9 protein-coding genes are annotated in these 15,719 nt (G+C 64.7%); 8 read left to right on the forward strand and 1 reads right to left on the reverse strand.

Annotation, left to right across the window (positions count from 1 at the left end; genetic code table 11):
- The first annotated feature begins 151 nt into the window (after positions 1 to 151).
- From recC to NP534_RS13700, 6 genes are all read left to right on the forward strand, one after another.
- Complete coding sequence (gene recC / locus NP534_RS13675; protein WP_274099052.1) at positions 152 to 3,634, forward strand: exodeoxyribonuclease V subunit gamma; 3,483 nt, start codon at positions 152 to 154, stop codon at positions 3,632 to 3,634.
- A complete protein-coding gene (gene recB / locus NP534_RS13680) occupies positions 3,631 to 7,308 on the forward strand; it encodes an exodeoxyribonuclease V subunit beta (RefSeq protein WP_274099053.1) in 3,678 nt (1,225 codons plus the stop codon). Before recC ends, recB begins: the two co-directional genes overlap by 4 nt.
- On the forward strand, positions 7,305 to 9,380 hold the full coding sequence (recD, locus tag NP534_RS13685; RefSeq protein WP_274099054.1) for an exodeoxyribonuclease V subunit alpha: 2,076 nt from the start codon (positions 7,305 to 7,307) through the stop codon (positions 9,378 to 9,380). The genes recB and recD overlap by 4 nt, the downstream gene beginning before the upstream one ends.
- A 311-nt stretch (positions 9,381 to 9,691) precedes the next feature.
- Entirely contained in the window at positions 9,692 to 10,258 is a 567-nt protein-coding gene (locus NP534_RS13690; protein ID WP_274099055.1) for a YfiR family protein, read from the forward strand.
- Complete coding sequence (locus NP534_RS13695; RefSeq protein WP_274099056.1) at positions 10,255 to 11,523, forward strand: diguanylate cyclase domain-containing protein; 1,269 nt, start codon at positions 10,255 to 10,257, stop codon at positions 11,521 to 11,523. The genes NP534_RS13690 and NP534_RS13695 overlap by 4 nt, the downstream gene beginning before the upstream one ends.
- Positions 11,524 to 11,527: 4 nt before the next feature.
- A complete protein-coding gene (locus NP534_RS13700) occupies positions 11,528 to 12,019 on the forward strand; it encodes an OmpA family protein (RefSeq protein WP_274099057.1) in 492 nt (163 codons plus the stop codon).
- Positions 12,020 to 12,137: 118 nt separating this feature from the next.
- Here the strand turns inward: NP534_RS13700 and NP534_RS13705 are convergent, their stop codons facing one another.
- Positions 12,138 to 13,088, reverse strand: coding sequence for a LysR family transcriptional regulator (locus NP534_RS13705; RefSeq protein WP_033702979.1), 951 nt, complete (start codon positions 13,086 to 13,088; stop codon positions 12,138 to 12,140).
- Between the two features lie 132 nt (positions 13,089 to 13,220).
- On the opposite strand from NP534_RS13705, the gene NP534_RS13710 reads away from it, so the two are divergent.
- Together NP534_RS13710 and mmsB are read left to right on the forward strand one after the other, a co-directional pair.
- A complete protein-coding gene (locus NP534_RS13710) occupies positions 13,221 to 14,747 on the forward strand; it encodes a CoA-acylating methylmalonate-semialdehyde dehydrogenase (protein ID WP_274099058.1) in 1,527 nt (508 codons plus the stop codon).
- Between the two features lie 10 nt (positions 14,748 to 14,757).
- Positions 14,758 to 15,645, forward strand: coding sequence for a 3-hydroxyisobutyrate dehydrogenase (gene mmsB, locus NP534_RS13715; RefSeq protein ID WP_274099059.1), 888 nt, complete (start codon positions 14,758 to 14,760; stop codon positions 15,643 to 15,645).
- The last annotated feature ends 74 nt before the right edge of the window (positions 15,646 to 15,719 follow it).

Raw genomic sequence — 15,719 nt, forward strand, 5'->3', positions numbered from 1 at the left:
AGATTCATTTCGCAAAACCCCTATCTGCGCAAGCAGGTAGGGGTTTTGTCTTTGCGGCTGGAAAAGAATTGTCGCCATGCTCGCCATAAGCCCGGGCATGCCCCGTGATATGGTTCCGCATCAGAACCCACTGCCTTCCAGGGAATGCTCAATGGTCAACACCACCACCCTCCAGCCCGGCTTCATGATCGTGCATGGCAACCGCCTCGACGACTTGCGCAGCTTGGTGGTGAGCTGGATGCGTCGGTACCCGTTAGCGCCGTTGGAAAATGAAATTGCCCTGGTGCAAAGCAACGGCATTGCCCAGTGGCTGAAACTGGCGCTGGCTGAAGACCCTGAAGAGGGAGACCTCGGCGGCTGTGGCATCGCCGCCGCGATCGATGTGCAACTGCCCGGTAGTTTCATGTGGCAGCTTTATCGTCGAGTACTGGGTCGCGATGAAATCCCTGAGGTGTCCTTGCTCGACAAGGCCCCGCTGACCTGGCGCCTGATGCGCTTGCTGCCCTCGTTGATCGAGCGCGAGCACTTCGAGCCCTTGCGGCGTTTTCTGACCGACGATAGCGACCTGCGCAAGCGTTACCAGCTTGCCGAGCGCCTCGCCGACCTGTTCGACCAATACCAGGTCTACCGAGCCGACTGGCTCAAGGACTGGGCGGGCGGTGATCACGTCCTCAATACCGCTCGAGGCGAGCGTAAAGCGCTGCCCCCTGGCAATCGCTGGCAGGCCGAGCTGTGGCGCGCCCTGCTGGAAGATGTCGGCGAACAAGGCATGGCGCAGAGTCGCGCGGGTGTGCATCAGCGTTTCATCGAGCGCATCAACAGCTTGGAACAAGCCCCTGCGGGCCTGCCATCGCGGGTGATCGTGTTCGGTATCTCCTCCCTGCCGGCCCAGGCACTGGAGGCGTTGGCTGGGCTGGCCCGGTTCAGCCAGGTACTGCTTTGCGTTCACAACCCTTGCCGCCATCACTGGGCCGATATCGTCGCCGACAAAGACCTGCTGCGCCATCAGTACAAACGCCAACAGCGCAAGCAGGGCATGCCGCTGCTGCTGGACGACCAGTCCCTGCACCAGCACGCGCATCCTCTGCTGGCCGCCTGGGGCAAGCAGGGCCGTGACTACATCAACCTGCTCGACAGCTATGACGATCCGGGCAGCTACCGCGGTGTGTTCAGCGAGGGGCGCATCGACCTGTTCAGCGAGGGTTCGCCGACGACGCTGCTCAACCAGCTGCAAGATGACATCCTTGAACTGCGCCCGCTCGCCGAAACCCGTGAGCGTTGGCCGCAAGTCGACCTCGCGCAGGACCGTTCAATGCGCTTTCACGTTGCCCACAGCCCGCAACGCGAGGTGGAGATTCTCCACGACCAGCTTCTGGCACGCTTCAGCGCCGACCCTACCCTGCGCCCGCGCGACGTGATCGTGATGCTGCCGGCAATCGACACCTACGCCCCTCATATCCGTGCCGTGTTCGGGCAGTTGCAGCGTCATGACCCACGCTACATTCCGTTCACCCTCACCGATCAAGGCCAACGCGGTCGGGAGCCATTGCTGATTGCCCTGGAGCACCTGCTCAAGTTGCCGGATAGCCGTTTTGCCGTCAGCGAAGTGCTCGACCTGCTCGACGTGCCGGCGGTACGCGCCCGTTTCGCCATCCGTGAGAGTGACTTGCCCACCCTGCATCGCTGGATTGAAGGCGCCGGTATCCGTTGGGGCCTGGATGCCGAGCAGCGCGCCAGCCTGGGCTTGCCGGAAGGCTTGGAGCAGAACAGCTGGCGGTTCGGCCTGCGGCGTATGCTGCTGGGTTATGCCGTTGGCGTAGGTGAGGGCTGTGATGGCATTGAACCCTATGACGAAATCGGCGGCCTGGATGCCGCTCTGATCGGCCCGCTCGTAGCCTTGCTGGATGCCCTGGATGTGGCGTGCCAGGCACTGGCCCAGCCCGCGACCGTCACCCAGTGGGGCGAACGCCTGAATGCCTTGTTGCAGGTGTTCTTCCTGGCTGAAGGTGAGCACGACGAGTTTCTGTTGATGCAGCTGCAGGACTTGCGCGATGCCTGGCTGCAAGTGTGCGAAACCGTCGGGCTGCAGGACTCGCTACCGCTGACCGTGGTCCGCGAGGCATGGTTGTCTGGCCTGGATCAGGGCAAACTGTCCCAGCGCTTTCTCGCCGGCTCGGTAAACTTCTGCACCCTCATGCCCATGCGCGCCATCCCCTTCCGGGTGGTCTGCCTGCTGGGCATGAACGATGGTGACTACCCCCGCGCCCAGCAGCCACTGGACTTCGACCTGATGGCCAGCGACTATCGCCCCGGTGATCGCTCGCGCCGTGAAGATGACCGTTACTTGCTGCTCGAAGCCCTGCTGTCGGCACGCGATCAGCTGTATGTCAGCTGGGTCGGGCGCAGTATCCGCGACAACAGTGAGCGCCCGGCCTCGGTGCTTATCGGCCAGTTACGCGACCATGTGGCTGCAGGTTGGCGTTTGGCCGGCACCGACGCGGGCCCAGGGCTTGGGCCGGACGAGCGGTTGCTGCATGCCTTGACGCAGGAGCACCCGCTGCAGCCGTTCAGCCCGCGTTATTTCCAGAAGGGCAGCCCTTTGTTCAGCTTCGCCCATGAGTGGCAGGTGCTGCATCTGCCCGGGCAGGCGGTCGCGCAGCCCGTCCCCGATCTACCGCCCTTCGTCGATGATGAGGCGCTGAGCCTGACGCAACTGCACGACTTTCTTCGCCATCCGGTGCGGCACTTCTTCAGCCAGCGCTTGAAGGTGTTCTTCGAAGCCCTGGAGGCGCCGACCCCGGATGAAGAGCCATTCGTGCTCGATACCTTGCAGCGCTATGGTGCCGCCGAAAGCCTGTTGAATGCCGCATTGGCCGACCCGGACCATGCCGAGCCCGCCTTGCAGGCGCAAGCCCGCCGTCTGCAAGCCTGTGGCCTGTTGCCCCTTGCCGGTTTCGGGCAGCTCTTGCAGGCCGAGCTGATCCAGCCACTGCCCGATCTGCTGCAACGCCATCGTCAGCTGTTGCAACGCTGGCCGCACCTGGTCGAAGGCGCATTGCCTGTTCATTTCGAACAGGGCAGGCATCGCCTCGAAGGCTGGCTGGGCCGGGTTTACCAGGCAGAAGATCAAAGCCTGCTCAGTATCACCACAGTACCGAACACCATCAGCGCCGGGCGCAACAACTACAAGTGGCACCGGCTGATTGCGCCCTGGGTCATGCACCTGGCCGCCTGTGCTGCGGGTTACCCGCTTAACAGTGCGCTGGTGGCCAGTGACCTGACCCTGCTGCTCGCGCCGTTGCCGCAAGGTGAGGCGGCGCAGCTGCTCGGCGACCTCCTGGTAGCGCGCCAGGCGGCAATGAACGCGCCACTGTCGGTGGCAGCCAAGACTGCCTTTGCCTGGCTGGGCCAGGACGATGCCGACAAGGCGCTGGCCGCAGCGGCCCGTGCCTATGAAGGTGACGAGCGCAACAGCTTCGGCGAGCGCAGCGAAAGTATTGCCCTGGCCCGGCAGTTCCGTGATTTCGCCGCGCTCAGCGCCGACGAAACCTTTGAAGGCTGGTGCGAAACCCTGTACCGCCCATTGTTCAACGCACCCTGGCAGGCCCTGGGCAACCCGGAGAGTGGCGCATGACCCAGGACCGTCCCCTGGCACTGAGTTTCCCCCTGTATGGCAGCCAGCTGATCGAAGCGAGCGCCGGTACCGGCAAGACATTCACCATTTCGGCGCTGTACCTGCGGCTGATCCTCGGCCACGGCGGCGAACAGGCTTTCGGCCGTGAGCTGTTGCCCCCGCAGATCCTCGTGGTGACCTTTACCGACGCCGCCACCAAAGAGCTGCGCGAACGCATACGTGCCCGGCTGGCCGAAGCGGCGCGGTTCTTCCGTGGCGAGCTTGAAGCGGCCGACCCACTGCTGCATCAGTTGCGCGACGATTACCCGCAAGAAGCTTGGCCGCGTTGCGCCAGCCGCCTGGAAATCGCCGTGCAATGGATGGATGAAGCGGCGGTGTCGACCATTCACGGTTGGTGCCAGCGCATGCTTCGCGAGCACGCGTTCGACAGCGGCAGCCTGTTCACCCAGACGCTGGAGACCGATCACACCGCCCTGCTTGGCCAGGTCATGCGCGATTACTGGCGGCGGTTCTGCTATGGCATGCAGGGTGAGGCGCTGGCCTGGGTGCGTGGCCACTGGGGCAGCCCCGACGCGCTGTTGCCGCGCATTCGCCCGCTGTTCGGTCGGGTACGGGCCCAGCAGCACGAGCAAGAACCCGAGGCGTTGATTGAAGACGCGCTTGCGCAACGTACCGAGCAGTTGGCCCAGCTCAAGGCGCCCTGGGCACAGTGGGCCGATGATCTGCGGCAGATCTGCCGCGATGCCGTGGCCGCCAAGCTGGCCGACGGGCGCAAGATGCAGGCACGCTACTTCGAACCCTGGTTCGACAAGCTGAGCGCATGGGCCGCCGACGAACACATCGTCGAACTCGACCTGGGTACCGGCTTTACCCGCCTGACCCCGGCCGGCATGGCCGAGGCCTGGAAGTCAGGCGAGCCACCCGATCACCCGGGGCTGCATGCCATGCAGACGCTGCAACAGCAATTGCAGGCGCTGGCCAGCCCGGATGCGCGGCTGCTCGAACATGCTGCCAGCTGGGTCTCGGCGCGTTTTGAAGTGGAAAAGCGTCGGCGCGCCGAAATGGGCTTCGACGACATGCTGCTGCGCCTGCAACATGCCCTGGCCAGCGAGGCCGGCGAGCGCCTGGCCGGGTTGATTCGTGAGCAGTTCCCGGTGGCACTGATCGACGAATTCCAGGACACCGACCCGGTCCAGTACGGCATCTTCGAGCGGATCTACCAGATCACCGAAAACCGCACCGAAACCGGGCTGTTCATGATCGGCGACCCCAAGCAGGCGATCTATGCCTTCCGCGGCGCCGACATCTATACCTACCTTGCCGCCCGGCGCGCCACCACCGGGCGCCTGCACAGCCTGGACACCAACTACCGCTCGAGCCAGGCGATGGTCGCGGCGGTCAACCAGGTGTTCCTCCAGGCCGAGACGCGAAGCCAGGGGCGAGGGGCGTTCCTGTTCCGTGAAGCCGAAGACAACCCGTTGCCGTTCATCGAGGTGCGTGCCAAAGGCCGTGGCGAACAGCTGCTGGTGGATGGCGAGGTGTGTGCAGCCTTGCAATGCTGGCAACTGCAGAGCGAAGAACCGGTCTCGGGCACCCTGTACCGTCAGCAGTTGGCGGCCAGCTGCGCCAGCCATATCGTCGCCCTGCTCAACGGTGGCCAGCAGGGCACGGCGGGGTTCCGTAACGGCGAAGGCGAACTGCGCCCTTGCCTGCCATCGGATATCGCCATCCTCGTGCGCGACGGCCACGAAGCCCAGATGATCCGTGGCGAGCTGGCTGCTCGGGATGTGCGCAGCGTATACCTGTCCGACAAGGACTCGGTATTCGCCGCCCAAGAGGCCCATGACCTGCTGGCGTGGCTGAAGGCCTGCGCCGAACCGGACTCGGAGCGCCTGCTCAAGGCTGCCCTGGCCAGCCTCACCCTCGACCTGTCATTGGCAGCGCTGGACAAGCTGAACCAGGACGAGCGCGTGTGGGAAGACTGGGTCATGCGTTTTCGTCGTTACCGCGAGACCTGGCAGCGCCAGGGTGTGCTGCCGATGCTGCGGCACCTGCTGCACGACTTTCAGCTGCCGCGCACGCTCATCGCCCGCAGTGACGGCGAGCGCGTGCTGACCAACCTGCTGCACCTGGCCGAATTGCTGCAACAGGCGGCAGGTGAGCTGGATGGCGAGCAGGCGTTGATCCGTCACCTGGCCGAGCACCTGTCCAACTCCGGCCAGGCCGGTGAAGAGCAGATCCTGCGGCTGGAGAGCGATGAGCAACTGGTCAAGGTGGTGACTATCCACAAGTCCAAGGGCCTGGAATACCCGTTGGTCTACCTGCCGTTCATCTGCACCAGCAAGCCGGTAGACGGTACGCGCCTGCCGTTGGCCTGGCATGACAGCCAAGGTAACGCCCACCTGACCCTTACGCCTGACCAAGAGCAGATCGCCCGGGCCGATGACGAGCGCCTGGCCGAAGACCTGCGCCTGCTCTATGTGGCCCTGACCCGCGCCCAGCATGCCTGCTGGCTCGGCGTCGCCGACTTGAAACGCGGCAACCAGAAGCACTCGCAACTGCACCGTTCGGCGCTCGGTTACCTGCTGGGCGGTGGCCTTGCCCTGCCGGGTTCCGAGCAACTGGCGGGCTGGCTGCAGGCGTTGGCATCGGCCTGCCCGTACATTGCCTGCCCGCCGCTGCCGCTGGCCGACGATCAGGGGTATCGCATGCCGCATGCCGAACGTGAGCTGCTGCCTGCGCGCAAACCCCGGCGGGCGGCCGCCGAGAACTGGTGGATCGCGTCCTACAGTGCCCTGCGCGTCGGTGAGCAGACCCTCGGCGCCGACAGCTCGCAGGCCCAGCAACTGTTGGATGACGAAGTGGTCGACGCCCAGGTACTGCGCGAGGTGCCGGCAGAAGGCGGCGATATCCACCGCTTCCCGCGGGGGCCGAACCCCGGCACCTTCCTGCACGGCCTGCTGGAGTGGGCTGGCCGTGAAGGTTTCGCTGAGGTCAGCGGCAACCTTGAGCTGATCGAACGCACGGTCGGGCAGCGCTGCAATCGGCGTGACTGGACTGGCTGGATCGCGACGCTGACGCCCTGGCTGCACCGGTTGCTGAACGAATCATTGCCTGTCCTGGGACAGGAAGTAAGCTTGAGCCTTGCGCAGTTGCGTCATTACCAGATCGAAATGGAGTTCTGGTTCGCCAGCCATCAGGTCGACGCCGAACAGCTCGATCGGCTGGTGGCGCGCCACACCCACCCAGGCCATGCGCGCCCGGCGGCGCAACCGACGTTGCTCAATGGCATGTTCAAGGGCTTCATCGACTTGGCCTTCGAGCTGGACGGGCGCTATTACGTGGCCGATTACAAATCCAACTGGCTGGGCCCGGACATCCAGGCTTACGACAGCTTGGCCATGGAAAAAGCCATCCTCGAGCATCGCTACGATTTGCAGTACGTCCTGTATCTGCTGGCCCTGCACCGTCAGTTGCGCGCCCGGCTGCCTGATTACGATTACGACCGCCATGTCGGCGGCGCCCTGTTCATCTTCCTGCGTGGTGCCAGCAGCAGTGGCCATGGCGTGTACTTCGCCAAGCCACCGCGGGTGCTGATCGAAGCACTCGATGCACTGTTCCGTGGTGAGTCCGCGCCCGAGCAGCAGGACCTGTTTGCCGGAGCCGCGCCATGAGCCGAAGCCTCACCGACCTGTTGCCCACCCCCTTGCATGCCGAGCACCTGCTGGCCCTGGCGCCGCAGCGCGACAGCGGCGACCTGCTGCTACTGCTGGACCGTTGGGTCGAGCGTGGCTGGCTGCGCGCCCTCGACCGTGCCTTCGTGTCGTTTCTCGACGAACGCGCCCCTGGTAGCGACCCATTGCTGTTGCTGGCGGCAGCCCTGGCAAGCCATCAGCTGGGCCATGGGCATGTCTGCCTGGACCTGCAGCAGACCCTGGCCGAGCCGGACTTCGCGCTGTCGCTGCCGCCGGAAGGTGACGCCCTGATCGGCCCCTTGCTGTTGCCTTCGCAACTGCTTGCAGGCCTGGACCTTCAGGCCTGGCGCCAGCGCATCGCGGCCAGCCCACTGGTGGCCAGTGGCGACACACCCGGCCAGCAGGCACGGCCGCTGGTCATCAGTGGCGAGCGTCTGTACCTGCGCCGCTACTGGAGCTACGAGCGGCGCATCGACCACAACCTGCGCCAGCGCCTGAGCCAGCACGAGGCGGCGCCCAGCGACTTGCCGGCTCGCCTGGGCCAGTTGTTCGACGAAGGCGCCCTGGCTGGCCAGGTCGACTGGCAAAAGCTTGCCTGCGCCCTGGCGACCCGGGCCGGCTTCAGCATCATCACTGGCGGCCCCGGCACCGGCAAGACCACCACGGTGGTGCGGTTGCTGGCCTTGCTGCAGGCGCCGGCGGTGGAGCAGGGCAGGCCTTTGCGCATTCGCCTGGCCGCGCCGACCGGCAAGGCGGCGGCGCGCCTGACCGAGTCCATCGGCCAGCAGGTCGAGCGGCTGCAGGTCAGTGCTGCCGTGCGTGGGCAGATCCCCACCGAGGTCAGCACCGTGCACCGGTTGCTGGGCAGCCGCCCGGGGTCGCGGCACTTCCGCCACCATGCGGGTAATCCGTTGCCATTGGACGTGCTGGTGGTCGACGAGGCCTCGATGATCGACCTGGAGATGATGGCCAACCTGCTCGATGCGCTGCCACCTCGCGCGCGGCTGATCCTGCTGGGTGATAAAGACCAGTTGGCCTCGGTCGAGGCGGGTGCGGTACTGGGTGACCTGTGCCGGGATGCCGAGGACGGTTGCTACTCGGCCGCGACCCAGGCGTGGCTGGAGCAGATCGGCGGCCAGTCGCTGCAGGGCAGTGGCCTGATGGCCGGTGATGCGCAGCGCAATCCGCTGGCGCAGCAGGTGGTGATGCTGCGTTTTTCCCGGCGCTTCGGCGAGGGCAGCGGCATTGGCCAATTGGCTCGGCTGGTCAACCGTCAGGAATCGCATGCGGCGCGCAATCTGCTCGCCCTGCCACCGCCCGATGTGAATGGCCTGTCGCTGAAGAACGAACAGGACCGGGCCTTCGACCGTTTGCTGCTTGACGGCCTCAACCGCGGCGCCGAGGGCCCGCAAGGCTATCGCAGTTACCTGCGGACCCTGGGGCGTTATCGGCCGGCACCTGGCACCGCTTATGACGACCCCCTGTGGGAGCAATGGGCGAGCAAGGTACTGCACGGTTTCGAGGACTTCCAGCTGCTCTGCGCGGTACGCCGGGGCGCTTGGGGGGTAGAGGGCCTCAATGAGCGGGTGGCTCGGGTGCTGCACAATGCCGGGCTGATCGACGCCCAGCAGCCCTGGTACGAGGGCCGGCCCGTGCTGGTGACGCGCAACGATTATGGCCTGGGCCTGATGAACGGTGACATCGGCATCGCCTTGCGCCTGCCGGATGAGCGGGGCGAGCCGCTGCTGCGGGTTGCCTTCCCGCGTAACGATGGCAACGGCGGGGTACGTTTTGTCTTGCCAAGCCGGCTCAACGAGGTGGAAACCGTGTTCGCCATGACCGTGCACAAGTCCCAGGGCTCGGAGTTCAGCCATACCGCGCTGGTGCTGCCGGACGCCCTCAACCCGGTGTTGACCAAAGAGCTGGTGTACACCGGCATCACCCGGGCCAAGCATTGCTTCAGCCTGATCGAGCCACGGCAGGGCATATTCGAAGAGGCGGTGTCACGCAAGGTGCGGCGGATCTCCGGCCTGATGCTCGAACAGGTCTGAATCTCCCACGGCTGCCATCATTGCGGCGCGGCCCTTGTAGGAGCGGCCTTGCCGGGGCGCCGGACCGGTCGGAAAGGGCTGCGCAGCAGCCCCAGTTACTGTGGTGCAACAAGTTTCTGTGGTGCAACAAGGTTCCGTGGTTGCAACAAGGTTCCGTGGTTGCAACAAGATCGCCGGGGCTGCTGCGCAGCCCTTTCCGACCGGTCCGGCGCCCCGGCAAGGCCGCTCCTACAAAAGCCACGCAAGTCAGGGTTGGCGGCCATGTGCTATCGTTGCGCCAATATCTGAAAGGACTTCGAGAGATTTCCCACATGACCGTGGCCGGGAGGCGATTGACGAGCTGTATGCTTTCGCTGTTGCTGGCCGCCCTGTCGCTACTGGCAGGCCCTGCCTGGGCGGAATCCTCAGCCACCGCTGTGCAAGCACAGCAACGCGCCAAGGCCGTCACCCAGGTGGTATTGGGAATCTTCAGCTACGCACGCTGGCCAGCCGAACCTGCGCCGTTGCGCCTGTGCCTGGTCGGCCCTACCGAGTACGCAGACGACCTGATCAAAGGGCATGTGCAGGAATCCGGGCGGCCTTTGCAGGTCCGTCGCCTGCTGGCTGACGATGCACACGTCGCCCAGGCCTGCGATGCCATTTACATCGGCAAGCTCGATCAAGGCCAACGCGATCGGTTGTTCCAGCGCGTCAGCGGTCACCCGGTATTGAGCATCAGCGAGGCAGACGACCCCTGTACCGTCGGCAGCTTGTTCTGCCTGCGGGTCAGCGATCAGCAGGTCGCCTTTGAAGTGAACCTCGACTCCGTGGCCCGTTCGGGCGTACGCATCCACCCCAGCGTGCTGCAATTGTCGCGGCGCCGAGGTGCGCAGCCATGAAAGCTGCCAACAAGCGCATGCGCCCGACCCTGCGTTCGGTGCTCGGCCGTGGGCACCTCAATGTTGCCCTGCTCGCCGTAGGCCTGGTCGGTGTTTCGCTGACCGTGCTGGGCGTGCTTGCCCTGCAGGTCTATGCCAACCACAACCTGCACCTGATCGCCCGCTCGATCACCTACACCGTGGAAGCCGCTGTGGTGTTCGACGACCGCGTCGCGGCCAATGAGGCGCTGGCGCTGATCGCCAGTACCGAAGAGGTGGCCGACGCCAAGGTATTCAACAATGACGGTGAGCAACTGGCCCACTGGCAACGCAACGACAGCGGCATGCTCGCGCACTTGGAAACCCTGGTCGCCACCACGCTGCTGGACGAACCGGTCAACCTGCCGATCCTTCACCAGCAGCAAAAGGTCGGGCACATCGAGCTGATTGGCCAGGGCCGCAGCCTGTTGCTGTTCCTGCTCGGCGGGTTGGGCGGGATCCTGTTGTGCATGGTGCTCAGCGCAGTCATCGCCCTGTACTTGTCGCGGCGCCTGCTCGGCGACATCGTCCGGCCATTGCGTGGCCTGGCCAGCGTTGCCCATGCCGCGCGGCGCGAACGGCGCTTCGACCGTCGCGTGCCGGAGGCGCCGATCGCCGAACTCAACGAGCTGGGTAACGACTTCAACGCCTTGCTCGATGAACTGGAGGTGTGGCACAGCCACCTGCAGAGCGAAAACCAGACCCTGGCCCACCAGGCCAGCCACGATAGCCTGACCGGCCTGCCCAACCGCGCCTTCTTCGAAGGGCGCCTCAGCCGTTGCCTGCGCAATGCTGCGCGCCAGCAGGATCACCTGGCGGTGCTGTTCCTCGACAGTGACCACTTCAAGCAGATCAATGACAGCTTGGGCCATGCCGTAGGCGACGAGGTGCTGATCAGCGTTGCCGACCGCATCCGCGCCCAGCTGCGTGAGCACGACCTGGTGGCGCGCCTGGGCGGTGACGAGTTTGCGGTGTTGCTGACGCCGCTGCATTCGCGTGAAGACGCCGAGCTCATCGCCGAGAAGATCGTCGCCAGCATGAAGCTGCCGGTGCAGCTGGACAGTGGCAGCAGCATTGCCACCTCGCTGAGTGTCGGCATCGCCTATTACCCGGTGGATGGCACTGACCCTGCCAGCCTGCTCGACGCCGCCGATGCGGCAATGTACCAGGCCAAGCGGAAACGCCGTGGCCAGTGGCAAGTGGCGCAGACGGAACGGTCCGCCGCCGAAATCAAAAACAGGAGTTGAACCCGTGATTCATCGTTTGCGTTTCCCCCTTTGGGCTTTGCTGCTCGCCTTGCTGGCGCTGACCGGCTGCCAGAGCACACCGCCCAAGGGCCTGACTGCCGAGCAGATCGCCGTGCTCAAGCGCGAAGGCTTTGCCCCGACTGATGAAGGCTGGGCCTTCGATCTGTCGGGCAAGGTACTGTTCGGCAGTGACCTGGACGGCCTGAATGGTCAGAGCCAGGCGATTGTCGAGCGTATCGGCAAGGCACTGCTGGGGGTTGGTATCCAGGGTGTGCGGGTGGATGGGCACGCGGATGCGTCGGGCAGGGCGGCCTACAACCAGCAATTGTCCGAGCGCCGGGCGCAGAGTGTGGCCAGAACGCTGATCGGAATCGGCATGCCTGCGCAGAACATCCAGACCCGCGGCCTGGGCAGCACCCAACCGGTGGCCGACAACCGCAGCAGTGCCGGGCGCACCGAGAATCGACGGGTGTCGATTGTTGTCGCGTCGTACTGAGCGATCTCTTGCAGACCGACTCGGTCCCTGCAGGCGTTGGCTTGGCTGCGATCGAGGGCGCAGCCCATCGCAGGCCAAGCCAGCTCCTACCTGTACGGCGCCGTTGCTGAGGGCTGCATCATTCCTGAGCAAACCGCATCTCACGGGTTTCCCCCATCAACAACGGCGCATTCGCCTCGGTCACCCCACGGATGTAATCCCACAACAGGGTAATGCGCTTCAACTTGCGCAAATCCTCCCGGCAGTACATCCAGAATTGCCGCGTCACCTCGATCTGCTCCGGTAGCACCGTGACCAATCGCGGGTCTTGCGCCGCCAGAAAACACGGCAGAATCGCCAGCCCACGCCCCTGCAATGCTGCGGTGTACTGCGCAATCACGCTGGTACTGCGCAAATGCGCGTTGGCATTGGGGATCAGGTTGGCCAGGTACAGCAGCTCGGAGCTGAACGCCAGGTCATCCACGTAGCTGATGAAGGGGTGCTTGGCCAAATCCCCCACCTGGCGGATCGGCGCGTGGTTATCCAGGTACGCCTGGGTCGCATACAGCCGCAACCGGTAGTCGCACAGCTTGCAGCACACATAAGGGCCGTGCTCGGGCCGTTCCAGGGCAATGACGATGTCCGCCTCGCGCTTGGACAGGCTGATGAAGTGCGGCAGCGGCAGGATATCCACCGAAATGGCCGGATACGCGTCGACGAAGTGGCTCAGTTGCGGCGTGACGAAGAAGCTGCCGAAACCTTCGGTGCAGCCCATGCGCACATGCCCCGACAACGCCACCCCCGAGCCTGACACCTGCTCGCACGCCATGTGCAGCGTGCTCTCGATCGACTCGGCATAGCCCAGCAGGCGCTGGCCTTCGGCGGTAAGCACGAAGCCGTTGGTCCGGGACTTCTCGAACAACAGCGTGCCCAGCGCCCCCTCCAGCGATGTGATGCGCCGTGACACCGTGGTGTAGTCGACGCTCAGGCGCTTGGCGGCGCTGCTGGCTTTGCGGGTGCGTGCCACTTCGAGGAAAAACTTCAGGTCGTCCCAGTTGAGCGAGCTGAGGGATGTGAGGTCTTTTTGCATGATGATCCGGTTTTTTTGTGCGTTCTTGTTGGATGTTTGCACATCTATACTCGAAACAAGCCCCAGGACGCCACCTCGCGTTTGCACGGCGCTGGCGATCTCGACCCGACAATAATTCCAAGGAGAACCCAGATGAACGCACCTCAATCCCCCGACCAGACCAAGGTCGAGCAGGTCAAGCTGCTGATCGATGGCCAGTGGGTCGAATCCAAGACCGACGAGTGGCGCGACATCGTCAACCCGGCCACCCAGCAAGTGCTGGCGCGGGTGCCGTTCGCCACCGTCGAAGAAGTCGACGCTGCCGTGGCGGCTGCTCATCGCGCCTTCAAGACCTGGCGTGACACCCCGATCGGCGCGCGCATGCGCATCATGCTCAAGCTGCAGGCGCTGATCCGCGAACACTCCAAACGCATCGCCCAGACCCTCAGCGCCGAGCAGGGCAAGACCATTGCCGATGCCGAAGGCGATATCTTCCGCGGCCTGGAAGTGGTCGAGCATGCGGCGTCCATTGGCACCTTGCAGATGGGCGAATTCGCCGAGAACGTTGCCGGCGGCGTCGACACCTACACCCTGCGCCAGCCCATCGGCGTGTGCGCGGGCATCACCCCGTTCAACTTCCCGGCCATGATCCCGCTGTGGATGTTCCCCATGGCCATCGTCTGCGGCAACACCTTCGTGCTCAAACCTTCCGAACAGGACCCGCTGTCGACCATGATGCTGGTCGAGCTGGCGCTCGAAGCCGGCGTGCCGGCCGGTGTGCTCAACGTGGTGCACGGTGGCAAGCAGGTGGTGGATGCGATTTGCACCCATCAGGACATCAAGGCGATCTCGTTCGTCGGTTCCACCGAAGTCGGTACCCACGTCTACAACCTGGGCAGCCAGCACGGCAAGCGTGTGCAGTCGATGATGGGCGCGAAAAACCACGCCGTGGTACTGCCTGACGCCAATCGCACCCAGACCGTCAACGCCCTGGTCGGCGCGGCCTTTGGTGCTGCCGGCCAGCGTTGCATGGCCACCTCGGTGGCGGTGCTGGTGGGCAAGGCCCGCGAGTGGCTGCCGGACATCAAGGAGGCCGCGAGCAAGCTCAAGGTCAATGCAGGGTCCGAGGCCGGTACCGACGTCGGGCCGGTGGTCTCCAAGCGTGCCAAGGAGCGGGTGCTGGGCTTGATCGAAAGCGGCATCAAGGAAGGCGCCAAGCTCGAACTCGATGGCCGTGATGTCAAAGTGCCGGGCTATGAGCAAGGTAACTTCGTCGGCCCGACCCTGTTCTCCGGGGTTAAAACCGACATGCAGGTCTACACCCAGGAAATCTTCGGCCCGGTGCTGGTGACCCTGGAGGTCGATACCCTCGATGAGGCGATCGCCCTGGTCAACAGCAACCCGTTCGGCAACGGCACTGGCCTGTTCACCCAGAGCGGCGCAGCGGCGCGCAAGTTCCAGAGCGAGATCGACATCGGCCAGGTCGGCATCAACATCCCGATCCCGGTACCGGTGCCGTACTTCAGCTTCACCGGCTCGCGCGGCTCCAAGCTCGGCGACCTCGGCCCGTACGGCAAGCAAGTGGTGCAGTTCTACACTCAGACCAAGACCGTCACCGCCCGCTGGTTCGATGACGACAGCGTCAATGACGGTGTGAACACCACCATCAGCCTGCGCTAAGGAGTTCGCCATGCGTATCGCATTCATCGGCCTGGGCAACATGGGCGCGCCCATGGCCCGCAACCTGATCAAGGCCGGGCATCAGCTGAACCTGTTCGACCTGAACAAGACCGTGCTGGCCGAGCTCGCCGAACTGGGCGGGCAGATCAGCCCTTCACCCAAGGAAGCAGCGGCCAACAGCGAGCTGGTGATCACCATGCTGCCGGCCGCAGCCCATGTGCGCAGCGTCTACCTGAACGATGACGGCGTGCTGGCGGGCGTACGCCCCGGCACACCGACCGTGGACTGCAGCACCATCGACCCGCAGACCGCCCGCGAGGTGTCCAAGGCCGCAGCGGCCAAGGGCGTCGACATGGGCGATGCACCGGTCTCCGGTGGCACCGGCGGCGCGGCGGCCGGCACCCTGACCTTCATGGTCGGTGCCAGCGCCGAGCTGTTCGCCACGCTCAAACCGGTGCTGGAGCAGATGGGCCGCAACATCGTGCATTGCGGTGAGGTGGGTACCGGGCAAATCGCCAAGATCTGCAACAACCTGCTGCTGGGCATTTCGATGATCGGCGTGTCCGAGGCCATGGCCTTGGGTAATGCACTGGGCATCGACACCCAGGTGCTGGCCGGCATCATCAACAGCTCGACCGGCCGTTGCTGGAGCTCAGACACGTACAACCCATGGCCCGGCGTGATCGAGACCGCGCCTGCTTCACGCGGGTACACCGGCGGCTTTGGCGCCGAGTTGATGCTCAAGGACTTGGGGCTGGCTACCGAGGCTGCCCGTCAGGCGCACCAGCCGGTGATTCTCGGGGCCGTGGCCCAGCAGTTGTATCAGGCGATGAGCCTGCGCGGGGAGGGTGGCAAGGACTTCTCGGCCATCGTCGAGGGGTACCGCAAAAAGGATTGACGAGCGAGGTGGACTTCATCGCGGGCCAGGCGGCCTTCCCTCTGTAACTGCGCACCAGAGGGAAGGGCACCTGC

Source organism: Pseudomonas sp. 39004, assembly GCF_028682155.1.
Classification (GTDB): Bacteria; Pseudomonadota; Gammaproteobacteria; order Pseudomonadales; family Pseudomonadaceae; genus Aquipseudomonas; species Aquipseudomonas capeferrum.

Bases quoted from the DNA above. Each gene is read 5' to 3' on its own strand.
- recD (WP_274099054.1), top strand. From the start codon at position 7,305: ATGAGCCGAAGCCTCACCGACCTGTTGCCCACCCCCTTGCATGCCGAG.
- NP534_RS13695 (WP_274099056.1), top strand. From the start codon at position 10,255: ATGAAAGCTGCCAACAAGCGCATGCGCCCGACCCTGCGTTCGGTGCTC.
- NP534_RS13710 (WP_274099058.1), top strand. From the start codon at position 13,221: ATGAACGCACCTCAATCCCCCGACCAGACCAAGGTCGAGCAGGTCAAG.
- NP534_RS13690 (WP_274099055.1), top strand. From the start codon at position 9,692: ATGACCGTGGCCGGGAGGCGATTGACGAGCTGTATGCTTTCGCTGTTG.
- recB (WP_274099053.1), top strand. From the start codon at position 3,631: ATGACCCAGGACCGTCCCCTGGCACTGAGTTTCCCCCTGTATGGCAGC.
- NP534_RS13705 (WP_033702979.1), bottom strand. From the start codon at position 13,088: ATGCAAAAAGACCTCACATCCCTCAGCTCGCTCAACTGGGACGACCTG.
- mmsB (WP_274099059.1), top strand. From the start codon at position 14,758: ATGCGTATCGCATTCATCGGCCTGGGCAACATGGGCGCGCCCATGGCC.
- recC (WP_274099052.1), top strand. From the start codon at position 152: ATGGTCAACACCACCACCCTCCAGCCCGGCTTCATGATCGTGCATGGC.